Source organism: Mycobacterium florentinum (genome assembly GCF_010730355.1).
In the GTDB taxonomy this organism is placed as follows: domain Bacteria; phylum Actinomycetota; class Actinomycetes; order Mycobacteriales; family Mycobacteriaceae; genus Mycobacterium; species Mycobacterium florentinum.
In genome coordinates this window covers 3,951,776-3,975,057 of record NZ_AP022576.1, presented here as the reverse complement: position 1 = coordinate 3,975,057, position 23,282 = coordinate 3,951,776, and the positions used below count along the sequence as shown (strand labels likewise).

General features: G+C 66.7%; 23 protein-coding genes. 7 read left to right on the top strand and 16 right to left on the bottom strand.

The features are described from left to right. Positions 1-8: 8 nt before the first annotated feature. Both G6N55_RS18825 and G6N55_RS18820 read right to left on the bottom strand, forming a co-directional pair. Positions 9-1,193: a CaiB/BaiF CoA transferase family protein gene (locus G6N55_RS18825; protein WP_085224830.1), complete on the bottom strand. Its 1,185-nt coding sequence runs from the start codon at positions 1,191-1,193 to the stop codon at positions 9-11. Next, positions 1,186-2,571 (bottom strand): LLM class flavin-dependent oxidoreductase, encoded by a 1,386-nt coding sequence (locus G6N55_RS18820; RefSeq protein WP_085224828.1) that lies wholly within the window; start codon positions 2,569-2,571, stop codon positions 1,186-1,188. The genes G6N55_RS18825 and G6N55_RS18820 overlap by 8 nt, the downstream gene beginning before the upstream one ends. Positions 2,572-2,638: 67 nt before the next feature. Between G6N55_RS18820 and G6N55_RS18815 the strand changes: the two genes are divergently transcribed. The 3 genes from G6N55_RS18815 (at position 2,639) to G6N55_RS18805 (ending at position 8,613) form a co-directional block, all read left to right on the top strand. Continuing rightward, entirely contained in the window at positions 2,639-3,298 is a 660-nt protein-coding gene (locus tag G6N55_RS18815) for a GntR family transcriptional regulator (RefSeq protein ID WP_085224826.1), read from the top strand. A 69-nt stretch (positions 3,299-3,367) separates the two neighbouring features. Continuing rightward, positions 3,368-7,288 (top strand): Pls/PosA family non-ribosomal peptide synthetase, encoded by a 3,921-nt coding sequence (locus G6N55_RS18810; protein WP_085224824.1) that lies wholly within the window; start codon positions 3,368-3,370, stop codon positions 7,286-7,288. Beyond that, the gene (locus G6N55_RS18805) at positions 7,285-8,613 is read left to right on the top strand and encodes a M1 family metallopeptidase (RefSeq protein WP_085224823.1); all 1,329 of its coding nucleotides are present in this window, start codon (positions 7,285-7,287) and stop codon (positions 8,611-8,613) included. The genes G6N55_RS18810 and G6N55_RS18805 overlap by 4 nt, the downstream gene beginning before the upstream one ends. Here the strand turns inward: G6N55_RS18805 and G6N55_RS18800 are convergent. The 4 genes from G6N55_RS18800 to G6N55_RS18785 are packed head-to-tail and all read right to left on the bottom strand — an operon-like array spanning position 8,606 to position 12,612. Next, positions 8,606-9,571, bottom strand: coding sequence for an LLM class flavin-dependent oxidoreductase (locus tag G6N55_RS18800; RefSeq protein ID WP_085224821.1), 966 nt, complete (start codon positions 9,569-9,571; stop codon positions 8,606-8,608). The genes G6N55_RS18805 and G6N55_RS18800 overlap by 8 nt on opposite strands. Position 9,572: 1 nt before the next feature. Then, the gene (locus G6N55_RS18795) at positions 9,573-10,058 is read right to left on the bottom strand and encodes a VOC family protein (RefSeq protein WP_085224819.1); all 486 of its coding nucleotides are present in this window, start codon (positions 10,056-10,058) and stop codon (positions 9,573-9,575) included. Positions 10,059-10,074: 16 nt separating this feature from the next. Next, on the bottom strand, positions 10,075-11,334 hold the full coding sequence (locus G6N55_RS18790; protein ID WP_085224817.1) for an MBL fold metallo-hydrolase: 1,260 nt from the start codon (positions 11,332-11,334) through the stop codon (positions 10,075-10,077). A 9-nt stretch (positions 11,335-11,343) separates the two neighbouring features. Continuing rightward, the gene (locus G6N55_RS18785) at positions 11,344-12,612 is read right to left on the bottom strand and encodes a sulfotransferase family protein (protein WP_085224815.1); all 1,269 of its coding nucleotides are present in this window, start codon (positions 12,610-12,612) and stop codon (positions 11,344-11,346) included. 50 nt (positions 12,613-12,662) lie between these two features. On the opposite strand from G6N55_RS18785, the gene G6N55_RS18780 reads away from it, so the two are divergent. Then, entirely contained in the window at positions 12,663-13,550 is an 888-nt protein-coding gene (locus tag G6N55_RS18780) for an IclR family transcriptional regulator (RefSeq protein ID WP_085224813.1), read from the top strand. Here G6N55_RS18780 and G6N55_RS18775 read toward each other — a convergent pair. Together G6N55_RS18775 and G6N55_RS30180 are read right to left on the bottom strand one after the other, a co-directional pair. Next, positions 13,540-13,926: a DUF2237 family protein gene (locus G6N55_RS18775; protein ID WP_085224811.1), complete on the bottom strand. Its 387-nt coding sequence runs from the start codon at positions 13,924-13,926 to the stop codon at positions 13,540-13,542. The two genes, G6N55_RS18780 and G6N55_RS18775, sit on opposite strands and share 11 nt — an antisense overlap. Positions 13,927-14,007: 81 nt before the next feature. Further along, complete coding sequence (locus G6N55_RS30180; RefSeq protein ID WP_269473988.1) at positions 14,008-14,133, bottom strand: hypothetical protein; 126 nt, start codon at positions 14,131-14,133, stop codon at positions 14,008-14,010. Positions 14,134-14,275: 142 nt separating this feature from the next. On the opposite strand from G6N55_RS30180, the gene G6N55_RS18770 reads away from it, so the two are divergent. Next, a complete protein-coding gene (locus G6N55_RS18770; RefSeq protein ID WP_163667417.1) occupies positions 14,276-14,836 on the top strand; it encodes an NINE protein in 561 nt (186 codons plus the stop codon). A 95-nt stretch (positions 14,837-14,931) separates the two neighbouring features. After that, positions 14,932-16,062, top strand: coding sequence for a cellulase family glycosylhydrolase (locus tag G6N55_RS18765; protein ID WP_085222119.1), 1,131 nt, complete (start codon positions 14,932-14,934; stop codon positions 16,060-16,062). A gap of 51 nt (positions 16,063-16,113) precedes the next feature. Here G6N55_RS18765 and G6N55_RS18760 read toward each other — a convergent pair whose 3' ends face one another. The 8 genes from G6N55_RS18760 to G6N55_RS18725 are packed head-to-tail and all read right to left on the bottom strand — an operon-like array spanning position 16,114 to position 22,499. Further along, positions 16,114-17,235: a glycosyltransferase gene (locus G6N55_RS18760; protein ID WP_085222118.1), complete on the bottom strand. Its 1,122-nt coding sequence runs from the start codon at positions 17,233-17,235 to the stop codon at positions 16,114-16,116. A gap of 24 nt (positions 17,236-17,259) precedes the next feature. Next, positions 17,260-17,430 carry a hypothetical protein gene (locus tag G6N55_RS18755; protein ID WP_163667411.1) on the bottom strand — a complete coding sequence of 57 codons (171 nt, stop codon included), beginning with the start codon at positions 17,428-17,430 and terminating at the stop codon, positions 17,260-17,262. A gap of 59 nt (positions 17,431-17,489) precedes the next feature. After that, positions 17,490-18,578 (bottom strand): Rieske 2Fe-2S domain-containing protein, encoded by a 1,089-nt coding sequence (locus G6N55_RS18750; protein WP_085222135.1) that lies wholly within the window; start codon positions 18,576-18,578, stop codon positions 17,490-17,492. A 60-nt stretch (positions 18,579-18,638) separates the two neighbouring features. Beyond that, entirely contained in the window at positions 18,639-19,742 is a 1,104-nt protein-coding gene (locus G6N55_RS18745; RefSeq protein WP_085222117.1) for a nitronate monooxygenase, read from the bottom strand. Positions 19,743-19,761: 19 nt separating this feature from the next. Continuing rightward, positions 19,762-20,610: an enoyl-CoA hydratase/isomerase family protein gene (locus tag G6N55_RS18740; RefSeq protein WP_232078786.1), complete on the bottom strand. Its 849-nt coding sequence runs from the start codon at positions 20,608-20,610 to the stop codon at positions 19,762-19,764. Continuing rightward, complete coding sequence (locus G6N55_RS18735; RefSeq protein ID WP_163667408.1) at positions 20,607-21,044, bottom strand: nuclear transport factor 2 family protein; 438 nt, start codon at positions 21,042-21,044, stop codon at positions 20,607-20,609. Before G6N55_RS18735 ends, G6N55_RS18740 begins: the two co-directional genes overlap by 4 nt. An 11-nt stretch (positions 21,045-21,055) precedes the next feature. Further along, entirely contained in the window at positions 21,056-21,823 is a 768-nt protein-coding gene (locus tag G6N55_RS18730; RefSeq protein WP_085222115.1) for an SDR family NAD(P)-dependent oxidoreductase, read from the bottom strand. Positions 21,824-21,836: 13 nt separating this feature from the next. After that, positions 21,837-22,499: a TetR/AcrR family transcriptional regulator gene (locus G6N55_RS18725; protein WP_163667404.1), complete on the bottom strand. Its 663-nt coding sequence runs from the start codon at positions 22,497-22,499 to the stop codon at positions 21,837-21,839. A gap of 88 nt (positions 22,500-22,587) precedes the next feature. On the opposite strand from G6N55_RS18725, the gene G6N55_RS18720 reads away from it, so the two are divergent. After that, positions 22,588-23,154, top strand: a complete 567-nt coding sequence (locus G6N55_RS18720; protein WP_036471893.1) for an isomerase — start codon at positions 22,588-22,590, stop codon at positions 23,152-23,154. The last annotated feature ends 128 nt before the right edge of the window (positions 23,155-23,282 follow it).

Sequence of the window (23,282 nt, the reverse complement as noted above, 5' to 3'; positions counted from 1 at the left end):
TCCTTCTGTCACAACACGCCACGGGCGTGCAGGTCGTCAATCTCGTTGGGGGTCAATCCGAGTAGCTCGCTGTAGACTTCGGCGTTGTGTTCACCGAGGCCGGGGCCGAGATGGCCGACCGTCCCGGACGCCGACGAGAAACGCGGGACCGGGGCCTGCACCGTCATCGCCCCGAGCTGGTCATCGGAGACCGAGATGAACACCTCCCGATGGGCCAGTTGTTCGTCGGCGACCAGATCGCGGATGTCGTAGACGGGGGCCGCGGCGACCTCGTGGGCTTCGAACGTCTGCATCGCCTCCGAAAGAGTCTTGGTGGCAACCCAATCCGCGACCACGGAGTCGACCTCACGGGCCCGGGCCAGCCGCCGCTGCGGGTCGGAGAAGTCGGGGTCCGACAGCAGGTCGTCTCGGCCGATCGCGCGAAACACCCGCAACGCCAGCGCGGGTGAGCTGCCGGACATGGCGAGCCACCGCCCGTCCGCGGTGCGGTAGGTGTTGCGCGGCGCCGAAATGTCCCAACGGTTTCCGGCCCGCTCGGGGACCAAGCCCAATTGGTCATAGCCCAGCAGCGTCTGCTCGAGCAGGCGGGCCAGCGGGTCGATCAGGTTGACGTCGATCAGCTGGCCCGGCGCACCATGCACGTCGCGGTGGTACAGCGCCATCATCACCGCGTAGGTGGCGTTCAGTGAGGCGACGCCGTCGGCCAGCATGAAGGGCGGCAGCGTGGGCGGGCCGCCGGCCTGGCCGGTGATGTGCGCGAACCCGCTCATCGCCTCGCCGAGCGTGCCGAAGCCCGGGCGTTCGCTCTTCGGCCCGGTCAACCCGTATCCCGTGATGTGCAGCATCACGATCCGGTCGTTGACCGCGCGCAGGTTCTCGTAGTCCAGGCCCCATTTGCGCAACGTCTGCGGCCGGGTGTTGAAAATGGCGACATCGGCATGCTCGACCAGCCGACGCACCATCGCCTGTCCTTCGGCGCAGCGCAGGTCCAGCGTGATCGCTCGCTTGTTGCGCGACAAGGACTTCCACATCAGCCCGACGTCTTCGCGCTGATTGCCCCACCCTCGGATCGGATCGCCATGCCGTGGGTCTTCGACCTTGATCACGTCGGCGCCGAACTCACCCAGGTAGGTCGCGACCAGCGGGGCGGCGGCCAAGGTCGCGAGGTCGAGGACTCGCACACCGTCAAGCATTTGCATCGGCAACCACGTGTGCGTTCGAGGGCCGTTGCAGCCCAAGGTGTCCCCGCAATGTCGAGGACTCGTACTCGGTGCGGAACAGCCCCCGTCGTTGTAGCTGCGGAACCACCATCCGCACGACGTCTTCGAATGCGCCGGGCAGATGCGTTGCCGCCAGGACAAAACCGTCGCAGGCGCGGCTTTCGAACCACTCCGCCATCTGATCGGCGACCTGCTCGCCGGTGCCGACGAAGCGGGGACCCTGCAGCAGCGTCGCGCGATGACCCGCCAGATCACGGACGGTCACAGGGCGTCCGCCGCCCCCAGAAGATATGTGGTTGCGGAGGTTGTGCACCAGTCCCCGGATCCCGGAGGACGAAGCGATCAGCTCGTCGGTGACGGGATCGTCCAGATCGTGTTGCGCGAAGTCGTAATTCATCAACTCCGACAACAATGTCAGCGATGCCATGGGGTGAACCAGATCGTTGAGGAACAGGGCTTCGCGCTCCTTGGCGTGGGCCTCGGACTCGCCTACCACAGCGTAGGCCATCGGGCAGATCCGTACCGAGGCAGGATCACGCCCGGCCTCGGCAATGCGTTCTTTCTGATCCGCATAGTGACTGCGCGCCACCTCGATGCCCGGATCCCCGGTGAAGATCAATTCCGCCCAGCGCGAGGCGAATTCACGACCACGGCCCGAAGAGCCGGCCTGGATGATGACCGGCCGGCCCTGCGGGGTGCGGGGCACGGTCAGCGGTCCACGAACGGAGAAGTACTGCCCCACATGGCCCAGCTCGTGCACCTTGCCCGGGTCCGCATAGTGTCCGCTCGCCCGGTCGTGCAGGATCGCGTCGTCCTCCCAGGTGTCCCAGAGGCCCGTCACCACGTCCATGAATTCGTCAGCGCGGTCGTATCGCTCGTCGTGGCCCAGGTGCGCGTTGACCCCGAAGTTCTGTGCCTCGCTGTCGTTGACCGACGTGACCACGTTCCAGGCGGCCCGCCCGGCCGACAGGTGATCGAGTGTCGCGAAGGTCCGGGCGACGTGGAACGGTTGGTAATACGTGGTCGAGTAGGTGGCCCCGAGTCCGATGCGCGACGTGGCCTCGGCCAGCACGCCGAGCACGACGCCGAGGTCCAGCTTGACCGGCCGTGCGCCGTAGGACACCGCGTCGTCCACCGACCCGCCGTAGACGCCCGGCATTGCCAGGCGATCGTCGAAGAACATCAGGTCGAAGCGGCCTTCTTCGAGCTGGCGGCCGATCTTGGCGTAGTAGGAGGCGTCCAGGTAGCCGTGTTCGGTCGCGGGGTGCCGCCATGAGCCCGCGTACACCGAGGTGCTGCCCGCCTGCATGAAAGCAACGAGGGCCATCTTGTCGTGTCGTGGATCAGCCATGTTCGAAACCTAACATCTGATATTTCAGATATCAAATGTGAGGTGTGCCGTTTGATAGCATTCCCGGATGGCTTCGACCCCTGGGATCGACATCTCCGGCACCGTGCGCGAACGGGCCGCCCGCGAGCTGCGGGACCGGATCCTGACCGGCACCCTGCCCGCCGGCGCGCGGGTCGACCTCGACGCCATCACCGCCGAGTTCGCCACCAGCCGGACGCCGGTCCGCGAGGCGCTGCTGGAACTCTCCTACGAAGGTTTGGTGCAGGTCGCGCCCCGTAGCGGCGTCACCGTGATCGGCATCAGCCCCACCGATGTGATGGACAGCTTCACGATCCTCGGCGTTCTCACCGGACAAGCCGCGGCCTGGGCGGCCCAACGCATCGAACCGGGCGAGCTCGACATGCTGCGCGAGCTCGCCGCGGACGTGGCGGCGCGCTCCGGTGACGACAGCATCGGTGAGGCCAACTGGCACTTTCACCAGAAGATCCACCGCGCCGCCCACTCCCCGCGGCTGATGACGCAGATCAAGCAGGCCGCGCGGGTGGTGCCGAGCAACTTCCTCACGCTGTTTCCCGACCACGAGAAACATTCGCTCGACGAGCACCGGGAGCTGCTCGACGCGCTGGGCGACAAGGACGTCGAGCGGTCCCGCACGATTGCCGAACGCCATGTCCTGGACGCGGGGCGCTCGCTGGCCGACTGGCTCGAGCAACGCCGCACCGCCTGAGACGCACCCAGTCCCCACACGCCGCAAGCGCTTGCCGGCGCGGCGCCGAGACTCCAGTATTTTCGTGGGGTGGCGATAGCCCCTGTCCCAGCACGAGTCCCTGCGCAGTACACGCTGTCGCCCGCCGCACCAAGCCCGCGCACGCTGATCGACATCCTCTATGAGACCGCCGCGCGCTACCCGGACGCGACGGCCATCGACGACGGCACCGTGCAGCTCACCTACAACGAACTGATCGGCGACATCGAGGCCAGCGTGGAGTGGCTGGCCGCCCGGGGCATCGGGCGCGGCGACCGGATCGGGATCCGGATGCCGTCGGGCAGCTACGCGCTGTACGTCGCGATCCTGTCGACGCTGGCCACCGGCGCGGCGTACGTGCCCGTGGACGCCGACGATCCCGACGAACGCGCCGAGTTGGTGTTCGGTGAGGCCGGCGTCGTGGGCGTCATCACCGAGGCGGGCCTGCTCCGGGGCGTCGGCTTGTCGCGGGGCTGGCGGGCCACGGCGCCGTTGGGCCGCGACGACGCCTGGATCATCTTCACGTCCGGATCGACCGGCACGCCAAAGGGTGTCGCGGTGACTCACCGCAGCGCCGCCGCGTTCGTCGACGCCGAGGCGCAGATGTTCTTGCAGGACAACCCGATTGGGCCCGGTGATCGGGTACTGGCCGGGCTGTCAGTGGCTTTCGACGCGTCGTGCGAGGAAATGTGGCTGGCCTGGCGCCACGGTGCCTGTCTGGTTCCCGCACCGCGCTCGCTGGTGCGCAGCGGCATGGACCTGGGTCCCTGGCTGGTCACCCGCGACGTCACCGTGGTTTCGACGGTGCCGGCACTGGCCGCGCTGTGGCCCAGCGAGGCGCTGGAAGCGGTGCGGCTGTTGATCTTTGGCGGCGAGGCCTGCCCGCCGGAGCTGGTCGAGCGGCTCGCCGTCGACGGCCGGGAAGTCTGGAACACCTACGGCCCGACCGAGGCCACGGTGGTCGCGTGCGCGGCGAGACTCGGCGGCAGCGGGCCGATCAGCATCGGGCTGCCGCTGCCCGGTTGGGACCTGGCCGTCGTCGACGGCGACTGTCTGCCGGTCGCCTACGGCGATGTCGGTGAACTGGTGATCGGCGGCGTCGGGCTGGCCCGCTATCTGGACAAGGAAAAGGACGCCGAGAAGTACGCCGCGATGCCGTCGCTGGGCTGGGCGCGCGCGTATCGCAGCGGCGATCTGGTCCGGCTCGAACAGGACGGGCTGTATTTCTGCGGACGCAGCGACGACCAGGTCAAGGTCGGGGGCCGGCGGATCGAGCTGGGCGAGGTCGACTCGGCGCTGGTGCACCTGCCCGGGGTCAGCGGCGGAGCGGCCGCGGTGCGCCACACCGCCACCGGCACACCGGTATTGGTCGGCTACCTCGTCAGCGCGGATCCGGAGTTCGATCTCGGCGAGGCGCGCACCCGGCTCGCCGCGCAGCTGCCGGCCTCGCTGGTGCCGCGGCTGGTCCGGGTCGAGGAGCTGCCCACCCGCACGTCGGGCAAGGTGGACCGCGACGCGCTGCCCTGGCCGCCGCCGGGTGGCGAGTCGGACCAAGCCGTCGACCTGGGCGGCACGACCGGCTGGCTGGCCGGGTTGTGGCGGGATTTGCTCGGCGCGGCGGTCGATACCGTCGAGGCGGACTTCTTCGCCCTCGGCGGCGGCTCGCTGGCCGCCGCGCAACTTGTCGCCGCGCTGCGCCGGCAGTACCCCCAAGTCACGGTCGCCGATCTGTACGACCACCCCCGGCTAGGCTCGCTCGCCGGATTCCTCGACGAACTCGAGGCGCCGCCGGAGGTCGCCGAGCGGACGGTCTCCCCGACGCCGTGGCTGACGCGGTTCGCGCAGACCCTGCTGGCCGTGCCGTTGGCGTCGCTGGCGGCGCTGCCGTGGTTGACGTGGCTGGCGCTGGGCAACAAGGTCGCCCGCGCCCTGCACGTGGTGCCGTGGACCGTGGCGGTGAACTGGTGGCTGATCGCGGTGGCATTCCTTCTGTTTGTCACGCCGTTGGGCCGGATGGGAATCGCGGTGCTGTGCGCGCGGATTCTGCTGTGGAACGTGCGACCGGGAACCTATCGCCGCGGCGGGTCGGTACACCTGCGGATCTGGTTCACCGAGCGGCTCGCCGAGGCCAGCGGCGCGCACAACCTGTCCGGGGCGCCGTGGCTGGTGTACTACGCCCGCGCGCTCGGATCCAACATCGGCAAGGGTGTCGACCTGCATTCGCTGCCGCCGGTCACCGGATTGCTCACCCTCGGCCACCGCTGCGCGGTCGAACCCGAAGTCGACCTGTGTGGTCACTGGGTCGACGGGGACGCGTTCCACGTCGGCGAGATCACGATCGGCAACGATGCGACGGTCGGTGCCCGCAGCACGTTGCTGCCCGGCGCGGTCGTCGGCAAGAACGCCGACGTGGCACCGGGCGCGGGTGTGCTCGACAAGATCAAGAACGGCCAGTACTGGAAGGGCTCGCCGGCGGTGAAGTCCGGCCGGGTCAACCACCCGTGGCCGGACGAGCGGCCACCGCGCCGAACGCATTGGGTCGCCATGTACGGGCTGACGTCGGCACTGCTGGGGGCGCTGCCGCTGATCGCGGTGGCGAGCGGCCTCGCGGTCATCGGGCTTGCCGTGCGGCACACCCACCGGCTGTCGCAGGCCGTGGTCCCGGCGCTGCTGTGGACCCCGGTGGCGACGCTGGCCGCGCTCGCGATGTACGCCCTGCTGACGGTGCTCGCGGTGCGGGTGTTGTCGCTCGGGTTGCGCGAGGGCTATCACCCGGTGCGCAGTCGCGCCGGGTGGCAGCTGTGGGCCACCGAGCGCCTGATGGACGCCGCGCGTAACTATCTGTTCCCGCTCTATGCCGGCCTGCTGACGCCGACGTGGCTGCGGCTGCTGGGCGCGAAAGTCGGCCAGGGCACCGAGATCTCGACGGTGTTGCTGACGCCGAAGTTCGCCGTGATCGAGGACGGCGCGTTCCTGGCCGACGACACGATGGTCGCGTCCTACGAGCTGGGCGGTGGGTGGATCTACGCGGCGACGACGACCGTCGGCAGGCGCGCGTTCCTCGGCAATTCCGGCATCACCCAGCCCGGCCGCCGGGTGCCCGACGACGGACTGGTGGCGGTGCTGTCGGCCGCGCCGCCCAAGGCCAAGCGCGGCTCGTCCTGGCTGGGCAGCCCGCCGATGCGGCTGCGACGTCGCCCGGCCGAGGCCGACGCGGCAACCACCTACGACCCGCCGCAACGACTGAAGGTGATGCGAGCGTTGGTCGAGACGTTCCGGTTGCTGCCGGTGATCGTATCGGTCGCGATCGGGCTGGCCGTGCTGGGCGGATTGCAGGCGCTGGCACAGATATTCGGCATCTGGTGGGCGGCGTTGGGCGGCGGTCTGGTGCTGCTGGCGGCGGGTGCGATCGCCGCTGTAATCACGATCATCGCGAAATGGCTTCTGGTCGGCCGGATCCGGGCCGGCGAATTTCCGCTCTGGTCGTCGTTCGTCTGGCGCAACGAAGTCGCCGATACGTTCGTCGAGACCCTGGCCGCACCGTGGTTCGCCCGAGCGGCCAGCGGCACACCGGCCCTGAACATGTGGCTGCGTATGCTGGGCGCCCGGATCGGGCGCGGCGTCTGGTGCGAAACCTATTGGCTCCCTGAGGCAGATCTCGTCACGCTGGGCGACGGGGCAACCGTCAACCGCGGCTGTGTGGTGCAGACTCACCTCTTCCACGACCGGATCATGCGCATGGACAGTGTCGTGCTGGAACCCGGTGCGACGCTGGGTCCGCATTGCGTCGCGCTGCCCGCCGCCCGGCTCGGCGCCGGCGCGACTGTTGGACCCGCGTCGCTGGTGGTGCGCGGCGACGAGGTGCCGGGATCGACACGTTGGCAAGGCAATCCGATCAAGCCGTGGAATCCCCGGCGCAAGAAATCGCGCAAGGATGCGTCCGGGCGTGGCGTCGAGGACACCGCGGCGTGAAGGATTCCGCCAAGAAGGCGCCGCCGGCGGATGTGATCGACGAGTACCTGCCGAAAAACGGCAACGCCGGTTACCAAGTCTCCCGGTATGAGTTGGATCTGGACTATAAGGTCTCGTTGAACCGGCTGTCCGGCTCGGCCACGATCACCGCCGTCACGCTGACCGAATTGCAGCAATTCACCCTCGACCTGGCGGCGGCGTTGACGGTGTCGAAGGTCTCGGTCAACGGAAAGCGGGTTGACCAGTTCTCTTGTCGTGGCGGCAAATTGCGCATCCGATTGGGCACCAAGCTCCCGACCGGGGCCGCGTTGTCGATCGTCGTGCGATACGGCGGCTCGCCGCGCCCGCTTCGTACGCTGTGGGGCGATGTCGGTTTCGAAGAACTGACCGACGGCGTGCTGGTCGCGGGGCAACCCAACGGCGCCGCGTCGTGGTTCCCCTGCAACGACCATCCCAGTGCCAAGGCGGCGTTTCACCTACAGGTCAGCACCGAAAGCCGGTACCGGGTGATCGCCAACGGGCAGCTGCTCTCGCGCCGGGCCCGCGCCTCACGCACCGTGTGGACCTATGAACAGCGCGAGCCGACGTCGACATACCTGATCACGCTGCAGATCGGCAGCTACGAGATGCGGCGGCTGGCCCGTACTCCGGTGCCGATACAGGCCGCGCTGCCCGCGCGGTTGCGCAGCGACTTCGATCACGACTTCGCCCGCCAACCCGAGATGATGAAGTTGTTCGTCGAACTGTTCGGACCCTACCCGCTGGCCACCGGGTACACCGTCGTCGTCACCGACGATCAGTTGGAGATACCCCTTGAGGCCCAGGGTATTTCGATCTTCGGCGCCAACCATTGCGACGGCACCCGGTCCAGTGAACGGCTGATCGCCCACGAACTGGCACATCAGTGGTTCGGTAACTCGGTGACCGCGGGCCAGTGGCGCGATATCTGGCTGCACGAAGGATTCGCGTGTTACGCGGAATGGTTGTGGTCGGAGAGCAGCGGCGGTCCCAGCGCCGACGACCTCGCGCGGTTGCACCACACGCAGCTGCGGGCCAAGCCGCAAGACCTGTTACTGACCGATCCCGGAGCACGCGACATGTTCGACGACCGCGTATACAAGCGCGGCGCGTTGACCCTGCACGCGCTGCGCGGACGGGTGGGCAGCGACAATTTCTTTGCACTGCTGAAGGATTGGACGTCGCGCCATCGCCACGGCACCGCTGTGACCGCCGACTTCACCGGCCTGGCGGCCAACTACTCGGACGAGTCGCTGCGCCCGCTGTGGGAAGCGTGGCTGTACTCGACGGCGGTGCCGGTCAGCTGAGCACGGGCAGCACGGTGTCGGTCAGCAGCTGGACCGATTTCCACGCCTCGTCGACGGGCATGCCGCCGACCAGCGGGTGTAGCACCAGCGGTCCGTAGTCGTCGCTGTCTGAGATCTCGGCGATCAGCTCGTCGGGGGTCAGGAACCGGTATCGTCCGGACGCTCTGACCTCGTCCAGCGTCCGGATGCCGGGCAGGTGCATCAGGGATCGTTGGTCGGTCGACCACTCGCCGTAAGTGACCGCCTCCCAAAGGATATGCTCGCCGAGTTCGGCCCAGGCCCGCTCGGGATCCTCGTGCAAGTAGATCATTCCGCGATTGATCGGCCCGGGCATCAGGATGAACGGCTTGATGCCCTCCTGCGCGCAAAGCTCGCGGTAGTAGGCGGCGATGTCGGGCAGATGGTCGGCCAGGCTCAGCGGCAGGCCGAATCGCGCCGCGCGCCGCGCCGTGGCGCGTGCACCGCCACCGACGTACAGCGGCGGATGCGGCCGGGTCCAGGTACCGGTACAGATTCCCGCCCCGGCGCCGGACCAGACCGCCAGCAGCTGCGCAACCAGATCGTCCATCAATGCGCCCCGCTGGCTGAAATCCATTCCGAGCGAGTCATACTCGACGGAGCGGTAGCCCAGGCCCACCGTCGTGTGCAGCCGGCCGCGGCTCATGTTGTCCACGAGCGCAATGTCTTCGGCGAGCCGGACCGGATTCCACAACGGCCCCAGCGCGCAGTCCACGCTGGCAATCATCGTCGAGGTGCGGGCCAGGAACATCGCCGCGGCCATGATCGGGTTGCAGCTCCAGCCGTGGCCGGTGGCGTGGTGCTCATCGACGCTGACCGTCATGATGCCATGGGACTCACCCCATTGCGCCAATTCGAGCGCGGCGGACAAGAGCTTGCTCTGGGTGCGCGGTTCCCCGTGCGGCGACGCGAAGTTGAAGCGCAGCACCGTCAATACCATGTCAGGCTCCGTCGGGGTCCGGGGCGGCGATGGACTCCACGAACGCGGCGAAATCGGGGAACAGTGCGCGGTCGACGATTTCGACGCGGGTGCCGAACGGGTCGACGTAGTAGGCGAACATCCCAAACTCCGAATCCGGTATTTCCCCGGTCATTTCGAAGGTGAAGCCATTGGCCTCCAACGCACGCGCGGTCTCGGCGAGGTTATCGGTGAAATAGCCGACGTGGTGCACGGAGTTACCCGGTGCGGCGGTCCACGGCGTGCCCGGAACCTCCTGCACCAGTTCGAGGTGCGGGCTTTGCACCGAGTAGACGATCGTCGAGGTCAGGTCGCGAACTCCGGCCGTGGTCCGGAACGGCAACGTATAGCGCAGCGGAGTGATCCACCGGTAGCCGGCCAGGGCGGTGAGGCGGGCCATCGCGGCGTCGAGGTCTGGCACCACGATCCCGGTGTGATAGAAGTCCTCGGGCTGCAACACAAACGTCATGGTGATGTCCCTTCCGTCACGAGTAACTCGCTATCTGCCGCGAGAGCCACGCTCTTTCCCAGAAGTTCGTAGTGCCGTCCAGCAGACTTTCATGCGCTTCCCGCAGCACTTCGCGCGCCCCCGGGTGATCGGGCCGCACGGTGGCGACGAGTTCGGCCAAATGAATGGCGTGCAAGGGACGACTCTCGGCGAGGTGTGCCCTCGCTCGGCCCACAAGCGCATCGGCTCCGGCCAGTTCCACCACATCGGTACCGACGGTGTCGAACCCGACGGGATACAGCTCGGTGGTCGACCGGTGGTGGAACCAGCCCGAGTAGTTCTCCCAGACCGCCCGCACATCCCAGGAGACCTTTCCATATCCCTGGCCCACTTCGTATTCCGGCGGCAGGGTGATCTCGCGCATCAGGGTCTGGACATCTTTTCCGGCGTTCATCCCGGCCACCGTCTGATCGTGGATGTACTCGATGGCGTCACGCAGCCGGGTGAGTTCGTGGTGGATCCGCTCGGCGCCCGCGATGGGTTCGAAGTGTCCGGTCACCAGCAGCTCGGGCTGCAGCTCGCGTACCCGCTCGACCGAGGCGATCGTGGTCAGGGCGTCGCGGTAGCGGTCGCCGCGCATCGTCACCAGGTTGGGAATGTGCCCGAAGATCGGGCCAAAGGTGTTTCCGCACAGGCATATCCGCTCCTCGGGCAGCCAGATCACCAACGAGTCCGTGGTTTCGCCGCCGGGGACCGAGATCAGCTCCAGTCGCCGCCCGCCGACCTCGAGGGTGAGCGTGTCGTCGAAGTCCAGGTCGACGGTGGGGACGCTCTGGGCGGGCAGTCGCTTCGTTCCTAGCCGGCGTTGAATGGCCTGAATCCCGGTCGCCAAGGTGTCGGAGAAGGCGAAGGCGCTGCGGCTGGCGCGGTACGGGATGAGGCGTTCGTTGTCGTCTCGCCACTGGGTCCAGTTCGACTGGGCGACAACGGTTGTGTCGGGATCGCGAACGCTGTCCAGGCCGCCGACATGGTCGACGTGGCCTTGGGTGAAGATGATGTAGCGCACCGGCGAGGAGTCGACGGCATCGAAGTTGGCCCGATGCACCGGCCCCTCGAAACCCATGCCGGTGTTCACGATCACCCGGCCGTCGCCCGTGGTGAGCAGGTACGCGTTGGACAGGCCCGGCGAGCACCACAGCCCCGGCGCGATCTGTTCGGCGCGTTCGGCGGCCGCCGGCCGAAGGTCATCGGCGCCCGGCCTGCTGCGGTAAACCGGCTCAAAGTCGTGGGCGCTCATCGAGGCTCCTCATTCGGGGCGGACGTCGAACCGGTCGAAGTAGAAGTCGAACCGCCCACGCAGTTCCTCGGCCGTGACGCCGAAGTGGCGTTGCAGGTCGTAGCGGATGCGGCCGTGCTTGCCGCGCGGGTTGCCGTCGAGGTAGTGCTGGAATCGGTTACGCACCTTCGGCGTCAGTTCGACTCCACCGCGCCGGTACAGCTCGTCGAGCACCGGCAACTCGTTGCCGTTGAGCTGGTGGAAGTTGACGTCGATGCTGCGCTCGGAGGGCACCAGGTCGCGATCGCGGACACATGCGCTGAGTAGTCGGTGCACCCGATCGGTCCAGTAGTCCAGCAGCCAGGCCGGGTCGATACTCGTGCGGCGCAGCCGGTCGGAGTAGGCCATCATCGTGATCGCCGACTGCACCACCGCGACGGGGTCGCGGTGCGTGAACGCGACGGTCGCGTCGGGGAAGGTCGCCATCAGCGGGCCGAGCTGCTCGCAATGCTGGGGACTCTTCAGGATCCAGGTCCGCGGCCCGCGCAGGAAGGTCAGCGCCTGCAAGACCTTCTTCAGATAGCCATAGTGCCGCGTCTGGTCGAGCGCGAGGTAATAGTCGCGCCAATCCGGCACGCGGGCATGCCATTCCAGCACATAGCCGGCGAGGTCGAGGTCGAGGAGTTCGACCTCCTCCTCGATCGCCTCGGGGAACCGGTCATGCATGGCCGCCACCACGGGAGCACTGACCATCAGGGCGTCGTGTTCGGCCTTGGCGCGCGCGTAACGCGGGTCGACCCCGAAGATGTCGGGGCCCTCGCCACGCGCGGGGATCGGCTCCTGGCTCTCCCAATACGGCAATGCGCGCCGGCGGGTGTCCGCGGCGATGAGATTGACCAGATGGGTGGTGCCGGATCGCGGCATGCCGACAACGATGAACGGCTTCTCGATTGGAATCGACTCGATCTCGGGATAGCGCTTGACGAGTTCGGTGAGCGACAACCGGTTTCGCAGCAGGCGAACCACTCGCTGCCGCAAGGTCGAGCGGCTGAGCTGGCGCAGACCGTCGTCGGCTTCGATCGCGGCGACGTGCGCGGTGAGCCGGTCACCGAATCCGTCGGTGTCGTCCAGATCATCGGCGCCCGCTTGCTCGACGGCCTCCGCGAGCATCCCGTCGATGTCGAAGGCGATCTGTTTGGCCTCGGTGAATTCCAGAATCTGGCGCTGAACATCGGTCAGCTGCGGCGAGGTCAGGTCGTCGAAATCGATGTCGGTGATGTCGGGGCCCGCAGAGCCCATGCGACCGCCTCCCTGACCGAGTGTCGAATATTCGACGTATGATTCGAAATATGATACGGACGGTAGACGCGCGACAGACGCGTCGTCAACCCACTTCCCCGCCGACCGAACGCGTGGTCGCGGTCATGCGGCTGCTCGGGTCCCAACCCACCCGAGCGTTCTCCCTCGCGGAGATCAACCGCGAACTGGGGATCAGCCGCGCCACCGGGCACGCGATCCTGACGACGCTGGCCGCCCACCACTGGGTGGTGCGTGACATCACGACGGCCGCCTACTCCTGGGGACCGGGCATTGCGTCGCTGGCGAACCCGGCGGGTGACCGGGTCTTTCATGGAATTTTGCAGCAGCTCGCGGAATCGACAGCGGCACAAGCGTTTCTGGCGCGCCGCGAGGGTAATGCGATCGTCGTGCTGGACAGCGCCGGTGAATCCGCCTCCGGCATGCGCATCGATCGCGGACTACGCATGCCCCTGGTCGCACCGTTCGGCCGCGACTACATCGCCTGGAGTCCGGCCGGCGCGCAGCGCGCCTGGCTGGGAGGCATCGGCAAGCCGTCCGGCGCGCTGTCACGGCGAATCACCGCGGTGCTCAGCGAGATTCGGGAACGTGGATACACCGTCGAACGACTCGGCCGCGAATACCTGCAGGTGTATACCGCACTGCGGGCGCTGCGCGGAGACGGCGAACCCGACGCGATCACCGCGCGCCTCGCGCGGGCGTTCGCCGACCTCACGGTGATCGACGTGCTGGACGCCGAACTCACCGACAGCGACACGCACAGCATCGCCACCATTTCCGCCCCGATCTTCGACGACGACGGCGTGGTCGCGATGTCCATCAGCGCCGCGCCGTTCACCGACCTGACCGCGGCCGATGTGACGCGCCTGGGTGAGCAGGTCTGCGCCGCGGCGCGACGGATCGAGATCCCTACAAGTTAGCCAGATCGTCGGGAACGTCGACTTGGTGTTCCCTGAGCGCCTCGAGAGGCACGACCTCGAGCGTGCGTTCGTGGGTGCAGGCCAACACCACCGGCGCGGCGCAGCCATCGCGATGAGCCCGAAGCCAATTCAGGGCAGTCACACACCAGCGGTCACCGGGGAGCAGGCCTGGAAATCGGTACTCGGGCACCGGCGTCAGCAAGTCATTGCCAATGGATCGTTGATGCTCGAGAAAATCCGCGGTCATCACCGCGCAGATCGTGTGGCGGCCGGTGTCCTCGGGTCCGCTCGAGCAACAGCCGTCGCGGTAGTAACCGGTGAGGGGCTCGTTGCCGCACGGCTGCAGTGGGCCGCCGAGCACGTTGCGATCGGACATCTGGTAAGTATCGCGCCGTCGGGGCCAAAGTTAGAAGAGACATCACCGACTATGCCCAGCGAATTTGCCGCGCTGATGCGCCTATCCGGCGAGCCGGTAACCGCCCGGAGGGCGGAACTCATTCAAGCGGCGGGCCGCGGCTCCGTCGGTTTCGGCGTAGATGCGGGCGATGTCGACCAGCGCATCGGCGCACTCCCGGGTCAGCAAAACAATATCGGATGCGATAGTAGCAATAGGCAATTGTTTGTGTCTACACGAGTAGGGTGATCCGAGGTGGTCGCCCGCGTGCGGCCGCGCAATGTCCACGGCGAATGGACGCACCGCCCCCCGGCAGGGTTAACTCGGGGCAATGTCGACGCCGAACCCACCCGGATTCCCCGCCGGGCCGCCGCCCGAGGGTTGGCAGCCACCCGGCTACGTGCCGCCCCCGGGGCCGCCGATGCCGCCGCCGTCGGGGTATCCGGCATACCCTCCGCAACCCGGCTACCCCCCTCCGCTGCCCGGCTACCCGCCCCCCGGCTATCCCCCACCGCAATCCGGCTACCCGCCTCCCGGCTATTCGCCCGCGCAGCCATATCCCGGCTATGCCGGGTATCCGGGGACGCCGGTTGATCCCCAAGCACCGTTCGGGCGCGATCCCGCCACGGGTGTTCCGCTGTCGGACAAGTCCGGCACCACCGCGGGGCTGTTGCAGCTTTTCTTTGGCGTGTTCGGCGTCGGCCGCTTCTACATCGACTCGACGCAGATCGCGGTCGCGCAGCTGATACTCGGCCTCGTGGGACTCGTCTTGACCCTCTTCTGCTTCATCGCATCGCCGCTCTTGATCGGCAGCGCCATCTGGGCCATCGTCGACGCGATCATGATGTTCACCGGCAGCGTGAAGGACGACCACGGCCGCAAGCTTCGCTAGCACCAGATCACGATCAGGTCACAATTCCTAACCACAAATCATTGCGATCGGCGCGTCGAACCTCCTGCGCGACAAGGGAAATCTAGTGTCACTTCGTGAACCGCCGAACGGCCATGAAGTTGCCACTCGTGCTGGCAGCTGGCGCGGCATTGACCCATATGCCGCGGGCTTCTGCTGAAGCGACCCGGTGGTCGATCGAACGCGCCAACGCCTGGTATCGCGCGCAGGGCTGGCTTGTCGGCGCGAACTACATCCCGTCGACCGCCATCAATCAGCTGGAGATGTTTCAGCCGGGAACGTTTGACGCCCAACGCATCGACGGCGAGTTGGGCTTGGCCCGCACACTGGGGTTCAACACAATGCGGGTCTTCCTCCACGATCAGTTGTGGGCCACCGACCGCCAGGGCTTCCAAAGCCGTTTGGGCCAGTTCGTCGGAATCGCCTCGCGCCATGGCATTAAGCCGCTGTTCGTGTTGTTCGACTCCTGCTGGGACCCCCTCCCCAAGGCCGGCCCGCAGCACGCGCCGGTACCGGGGGTGCACAACTCCGGCTGGGTGCAGAGTCCGGGTGCCGAACGCCTCGGCGACCCCCGCTACGTCCCGGTCATGCAGGACTACGTCACCGGCGTGTTGAGTCAATTCCGCAATGACGACCGGGTTTTGGGTTGGGACCTATGGAACGAACCCGACAATCCCGCCAAGGAGTACCGCAAAGTCGAGCGCGCAGACAAGCTGCAGCGAGTCGCCGACCTGCTTCCCCAGGTGTTCCGATGGGCACGTGCGGTCGATCCCGCGCAGCCATTGACAAGCGGTGTGTGGCAAGGATCCTGGGGAGATCCGGGAAGCCGCAGCGCCATCAACGCCATCCAACTCGACAACGCCGACGTGATCACCTTCCACAACTACGGCAAACCGGCCGAGTTCGAATCGAAGATCAACGAACTGGCGCCGATGGGGCGGCCGATCCTGTGCACCGAGTACATGGCCCGGTCTCAAGGCAGCACCATCGAAACGATCCTGCCGATTGCCAAGCGGCACAACGTGGGTGCGTTCAACTGGGGTCTGGTCGCCGGGAAGACCCAGACTTACTATCCGTGGGACTCCTGGAATCACCCGTACTCGGCGCCGCCGAAACTGTGGTTCCACGACCTGCTTTTGCCCGATGGTCGGCCCTATCGGCCCACCGAATTGCAGGCGGCTCGGGGACTGATCGCCGGGCTCGGCTAGCCCGATAAGCCACGATCGGCAGCTGGTCAATATCGTTGGCGGCTTTAGCCTTTAGTTGACCAGCAATGCTGCGACATCGTCTGCTGAGGGCATGTCGCCGATTTGCCTGGCAATCCTGCGGGCAGCCGCCCGATAGCTCGAATTTCGCATAATTTCGTTGACCGCCAGGACAATTCGATCTGGACTGAACGCGTCGTGCGGAATGCAGATCCCGGCGCCCGCCGCCGCGACTCGCTCGGCTTGACCAGCCTGATCGGCGCCCCGGGGCGCGAGCACCAGCGGAAGACCGCGGGTAAGCGCACCAAGATTAGTGCCGGCGCCGCCATGCGACACCACGACGTCCACGCCCTCAAGGAGTTCACGGTATGGGAGGAACTCTTCGAAGCTGACGAATTCACTGTCGACCGCGAATTCGCACGGTGATGCGTTCAGGCCGAGCGTGACTCGCAACGAAAGGTCGTGCTGTGACAATGCCCGGATAATGGGACTGAGCACGCCGGGATCGCTGTACACGGTGCCGAACGTCACCAGGACCCCGGGCCTGCGCGCCAAGGGCTTTGGATTCCCGGGTTGCGAGGTGCTGGGCGACCGATGCGCCTCGGGCCGCATGGGTAGCCATCCCGGCGGCGCCCGCCATCCATGCACCTGCAGATCAGCCGGGCAGATATCGACGACCCACCGGGACGGTCGCCATCGCACACCGCGCGCCAGGTAATCGGCGGCAGCGCGTACCTCGGCGTCCTGGACCATATCCGCGGATACGTCGGCGCCGAAGGTGTGGGAGACCCTTTCAACGTCGCAGGCCGCGGCAAGAAACGGCCCAACGTAGTCCGTCAGGTCATGGACTACCAGGTCCGGGCGCCAGGCTTGCGCCGCGGGCAGCGCGTCGTCGATCGACATATCGATTCGGGCGGTGGTAAACGCTTCGAGTATCGCTTCACGAGTGCACTCACCCCTGACATCTTCACCGGTGCGCCGGATGACCTCCGCGATCACGGACGGATTGTCCGCGCCCGCGACCAACACTTCCAGATCTTCGGCCGACACAACCGGAACGTAGGCAGGGGGAACCATGACTGCGACGCGGTGTCCCCGCGTCCTGAAGGCCCGGGCTAGAGGTAACAGCGGTATGAGGTGCCCGTGTCCGGGTACGCAGCTGAACAGTATCCGCATGGCTTGACCTCAACGTTCCGGACGTCAGGCGGGGCGCACCAGGAACGCGTCGAACCGTCCGGCGTCCCATACCTCGAGATCGCCTAATTGGTATGCCACCGCTGCACTTTGAGTGCCGTCGGCGAGACCGATGCCGCGAGTTCCTCCCGTGATTGCGACCCCCGCGACACCCTTCGAATGCACCCCATCCAGCATGCGGCGAACCGCGGCACATGGCCAGGAGAACTTTCCTCCCGCATCGGAGCGCAGGGCTACTACTGGGCGGCCGCGGCGAGGTTCTCGGCGACCTCGTGTTGCCAAAACCTGTTGGCGTGGTTGGTGTCTATCTCGATTTCGAAGCGGTCGGTCATCTCCGCGGTGACGTCGGCGGCGTCGACGTAGAACTGTTCGTACCAGCGCCGGTGCTGATACACCGCGCCGTCCTCCTCGGTGAGCAACGGGTTTTCGATGCGTGTCTTGTGCTTCCAGATCTCGACGTCTTCGAGGAAGCCCTCGCCGAACGATCGGCTCATCGCGGCGGCGAGCTTGGCCGCCTTGTCCGCCGGCAGGCCGGCCAGTTCCTGGACCGCCACGCCCCACTGCAGCACGAACGAGTCGTGGGTGACCGGATAGTGGCAGTTGATCAGCGCCACTTCGATCGTGAAGTCCGGTGCCACGTCGTTATGCAGCCAGTTGATCATGTAGGCGGGGCCGAAATACGTTGCCTCGGAACGAAGCTTCGTTCCTTCCCAGAGCTTGTCGTAATTCTTCGTGGTATCGGGGCGGGCCTTTGACTCCATGATCTGCGTCGCGGTGTGGCCTTCGATGATGTTCTTGAAGAACGTCGGGTACGCGTGGTGGATGTAGAAGAAGTGCGCCATATCGACGTTGTTGTCGACGATCTCGCGGCAGTGTGACCCCTCGATCAGGATGGAGTTCCACGACCACGGCGACCACTGTCCTTCGGCGTAACCGTCGATCGTCGGCGGGAAGAGCTCGGGGGCGGGCGTCGATCCCTCGGGATCGTGCCAGACGAGCAGTTGGCCGTTGACCTCTCCGGTGGGCCAGCGCCGCGTCCGCGCCAGTCGGGGAGTGCGCTTGGCATAGGGCACCAGCGAGCAGCGCCCGGTCGACCCCTGCCAGCGCCAGTCGTGAAACGGGCATGCCACCGAATCACCCTTGACAGTCCCCTGGGACAGGTCACCCCCCATGTGCCGGCAGTACGCGTCGAGGACGTGCACCTCGCCCTCCGAGTCGGCGAAAGCCACCAGGCGCGTGCCGAATGCGTTGATGGCGTGCGGCTTTCCGTCGCGGAAGTCTTCGGCCAGGCCGATGCAGTGCCAGCCGCGGGCAAAGCGCGTCATGGGTACGCCGGTGTCGATGTCCCGTACGTCGTTGTTGGTGGTGACCACAGCGTTTCCTCCTCAGTCGTCTTCCGCCAGTCGCCGCACGGTGGTCAGCCATTCCTCGACGATGTCGAGAACGACCTCCCGCGAGCGCCGCACCTTGTTGATCGACCCGACGATCTGCCCCGCCGGAGAGCCCGACAACGCGCTCGACCGCGCCCGCATGAACCGTGCGGAAGCATCGGCATAGATGATGCCTTGCAACGGCATTGGCAAAGGTTCCGGGTTGTCGGGGCCGTCCCAGGCCTCGGTCCATTCGGTGCGGATCTGCCTGGCCGGCTTGCCGGTCATCGCGCGCGACCGCACCGTGTCGGAGTACCCGGCCTTCAAGAGGTTCTCGACGACCCACGGTTCGGTCGACGCCTCGGCGACCGTCAGCCACAGCGATCCAGTCCAAGCGCCCTGCGCCCCCAGAGCCATCGCGGCCGCCATCTGTCGACCGTTCCCGATGCCCCCCGCAGCCAGCACGGGGATGTCGGGTCCGACCTCGTCGACGACCGCGGGCACCAGCACCATCGTGGAGATCTCGCCGGTGTGTCCGCCGGCCTCGCCGCCCTGGGCGATGATCACGTCCACGCCGGCGTCGACGTTGCGCCGGGCATGGCGCGGCGAGCCACTCAATGCACCTACCAGGACGCCCTTTTCGTGTGCGGCCTCGACGGCGTACGCCGGTGGCGGGCCCAGCGCGTTGACGACCATCGACACCGGGTGACGAAGCGCGACCTCCACCTGGCCGGGCCCTTCCGCCTCGACGCCGAGACCGGCCGCGATCACCCGCCGCTCGGCGTCCTCCGGCAGCGGCGGCACACCGTGGTTAGCGAGCACTTCCTCCATGTGTTCGGTGTGACTGGCCGGGATGAGCTCACGCAGCGCATCGAGGCTGTAGGGCTCACCCTTGCCGACGAACTTCTCCGGCATTGCGAAATCCACGCCGTAGGGCTTGCCACCGACGTGCTCGTCGATCCAGGACAGCTCGACCTCGAGGCGCTCGGCGTTGTAGGCCAGCGCCCCCAGCACGCCGTATCCCCCGGCCTTGCTGACCTCGGCGACGACGTCGCGACAGTGCGAGAACGCGAACAGCGGGAACTCGATACCGAGGCGCTCACACAGGGCATTCGCCATACTCAGTTACCTTTCCGAGTCACAGTGGGTTCCATCGAGCGGACCCTTCGTCGCGAAAGGCGGCGAACGAGTTGGCCAGATCCCCCGTGCCCGTACACATCACCTGTGTCCGGTTTTCGATGTCGAGCGCGTGACGCAGACTCGGCGAGTCGACGGTCTGCCACATCGTTTCCTTGGTCATCCAGACCGCCAAGGGCGAGTTCTGGGCTATCTCACGGGCTTTCGCGACCGCGGTGTCGAGCAGGCTCGCCGCGTCGAGGACCTCGAGGACCAATCCGATGGCGACCGCTTCGGCCGCGCCGAAAACCCGTCCGGTGAGCATCAGCTCGGCGGCCCGCGACGCTCCGACCAGACGCGGCAGAAAGTAGCTGGTGCCCATGTCGCACGCCGACACCCCGTGCCGGATGAAAACCGCACCGAACGTTGCCGATTCGACCGCGTACCGGATGTCACAGGCCAACGCCAGCGCGAAGCCACCGCCCAACGCGAATCCGTTGACCGCGGCGATCACCGGGACCCGCAGCCGGTGGATCTTCTCGAAGGCCGACGCCATGAGCTCCTGCGCGGCCATCGTGACAGCGACGGTCGAGGTGGCCGCGGAGCGCAGCTCGGCGTACGGGACACCCGCGCTGTCGCAGAGATCGTCCGGCTGCGACCTCAGGTCGGCGCCCGCGCAGAACGAGACGCCTTGGCCCGTCACCACGATCGCGCGCAGCGCGGGATCACCGTTCAACGTGTCCAGCAGGCGATGCAGTTCGACGAGAGTCTGTGAGTCCAAGGCATTTCGGCGCTGCGGACGATTGATCGTCAGGATCGCGATCGCACCGTCGTCTAACCGCTCGACGGTGATCGCCGTATCGGTGCTCACGCGCTTGCCCCGTCCGCGGCGAACCCGGCGACCATTGCGGCCGACACCATGGGGTTGTCGAACTCCCGCCACAGCGTGATCTTGCCGTCGCGGAACTCGAACACGCCGATGTAGTCGTTTCGGTACACGACGGGCTTGTCACGACCCAGCGCGTCGCCGCGGTAGCGCGCCACCAACATGTTCGGGTCGAGCAGGTCGTAGATGTCGGTGAGTGTGATCGTGAATTTTCCGAACATGCCGAACATCGAACCGAGCAGGGTGCGGATGCCGTCCATGCCGGAGTCGGGAACCGCTTCCTCGTAAGGTAATTCGAACCGAACACCGTCATGGAGCTCGGCGACGACGGCGTCGAGGTCGAGCGCGCCGATGCCGTCCATCGCCCGCCGGAGTGTTTGCTTGTTGGCTTCGCGCGTTGCGCCGTCTGCGCCGGTCATGATTGCCATTCCTACCTGGCGACCATTCCACCGTCGGCGATGATGGTCTGCCCCGTGATGAAACTGCCTGCGTCAGAAAGCAACAACAGCGCGGGAGGCACCATTTCGGCAGGGTCGGCGATCCGCTTGAGCAGCGCGGCTGCCTTCATCACCTCGATGAACTCCGGCGGGTTGGCCCGCGCCATGTCGGTGTCGACCGAGCCGGGCGCCAGGGCATTGACGCGAATGCCTTGCGCTGCGAACGCCGCGGCCATGGAGCGGGTGAACGAGACCATCGCGGCCTTGGCCGCGGAGTACATCGACACCGCCGGTGAATAAATGAAGGCGCCGGCGGAGACGACGTTGAGGATCGACGCGTGCTCACTCTTGCGCAGGTGCGGCAACGCCGACTGGATCAGGAAGACGGGACCTTGGAGGTTGACCGAGAACGACTTCGACCACGCTTCGGCGGTGAACTCGCCCAGCGGCAGCGACAAGGCATTGGCGGCGTTGTTGACCACCATGTCGATCCCGCCGAACTCCGCGACGGTCGCGTCGACGAGACGATCGATGGCCTCCAGGTCCCCCAGGTGCGTGGGGACGCCGACGGCCCGACCGCCGCCCAGCGCCTGCAGCTTGTCGGCCGCCGCGGCACACGCATCGGCCTTTCGGCTGGCGACAACCACATTGGCCCCGCACTCGACCAACCCCTCGGCAATGGCCAGCCCGATGCCGCGCGTGCCGCCGGTGACGACGGCGGTGCGCCCGGTGAGGTCGAATTGCGCGTGCAGCGAAGTCATTGGCGCCATCACCTTACACAATGTAAGGAAAATCCTCGATGGTCGTTCCGACCGTGATCCCGTGGATGATCAACGACCTCAGATGCGCGATCAGTTCGGCCTCGCCGAGCGCCTTGTTCACCGAGGTGTGCAGCGTGACCGCGCCACGCACGGTGTCCATCAGCGCGCTCCCGTCGACCTCGGACCGCACCAGGCCCTCGGTTTTTCCGCGTTCGATCAGTCGGACCCACAGCGCCCGGATCGGGGCCATGTACCGCGCTTCGACCTGTTCGACCAGGTCGGGCCGGCTGTAGAGCACGGTCGCGACTCCCGGCATGCCGGCCAGGTAGGCGGGATCCGATTGGACTCGGACCATGCCGGTGATCAGGCTGGTCAGCGCGTCGGCGAAGGGAAGTTCGTCGATCGCGGGGTATTCACCGGGGACGGAAAAGATGGCGTCCTCGACCAGCGCGAACTTGCTGCCCCAGTGTTCGTAGACGAAGGGGCGCGACACCCCGGCATGGCGGGCGACGCCGGCCAGCGTGATCTCCTCGTAGCCGCTGGCGATCAACAGTTCCCGGGTGGCGGCGATGACGGCCGCGCGACGCTGCATGTCGCGCGGACGGCCCCGGGCGGCGTCATCGGCTTTCGCGTCGGACGCGTCCGGGCGCTCTTGTGCTGCGCGGCCCGGCGTCATCGTCGAACCATACCCAGTCAGCTCTGGTCGTGGCGGCCGAGCGCTGCTAGTTTCGCGGCGGGTGCTCGGTGTGTGAAGGGACGTGCTGATGCCGTACAAAATCGATCCGGATGCGCTGCACAACATCGCCAAACAAGTCGTCGGCCTGCCGCTCGAGGATGGCGAATTGATCACGCGGGCCGTCGAATTGCTCGCCGACGAATACCCCGGCCTGGTCGATCCGACGCCGGGCCGATGGGTGGGCAGTAAGGCCGGCGGGATCCTCGGCAAGGTCCGCTTTCTCTACTTCAGCCCCCGCGAGTACATCGTGATCTTCGGTTCTCCCACTGGCACTCAAGGCTTTTCGGGCCGCTACAAGCATGTGGACATCCACAAGTTCCTGTTGGCCGGGCGCATCGACTCCTACGATCTCGAGAGCGACGATACGACAGCCATGACGCTGATGCCCGGTGAACACACCTGCCTCGAGCGGGGCCGCGCCCGGGGCCTGACCATTCACCCCGGCTCATGGCACATCGAGTACGGCCGCGGGGCCGTGGCGACCACACTGCCGTTCGCGATGGTGGACACGTTGTTGGTGTCACTGGAGTTCGAATCCGTGCGCCGGTCGACGGTCGAATTCACCAAGCTGGTCGCCCGGCGATTTCGTCGTTGATCCGGGTTGCGCACTCACACCTGATCGATAGCAATGGCCCAGCCTGCGACTAGCGGCGCAGCGCCAAATTAATGAATGCAATCATCGACCGTCCGTCATCGTCGACAAATCCTCGCGATGCAAGTGCT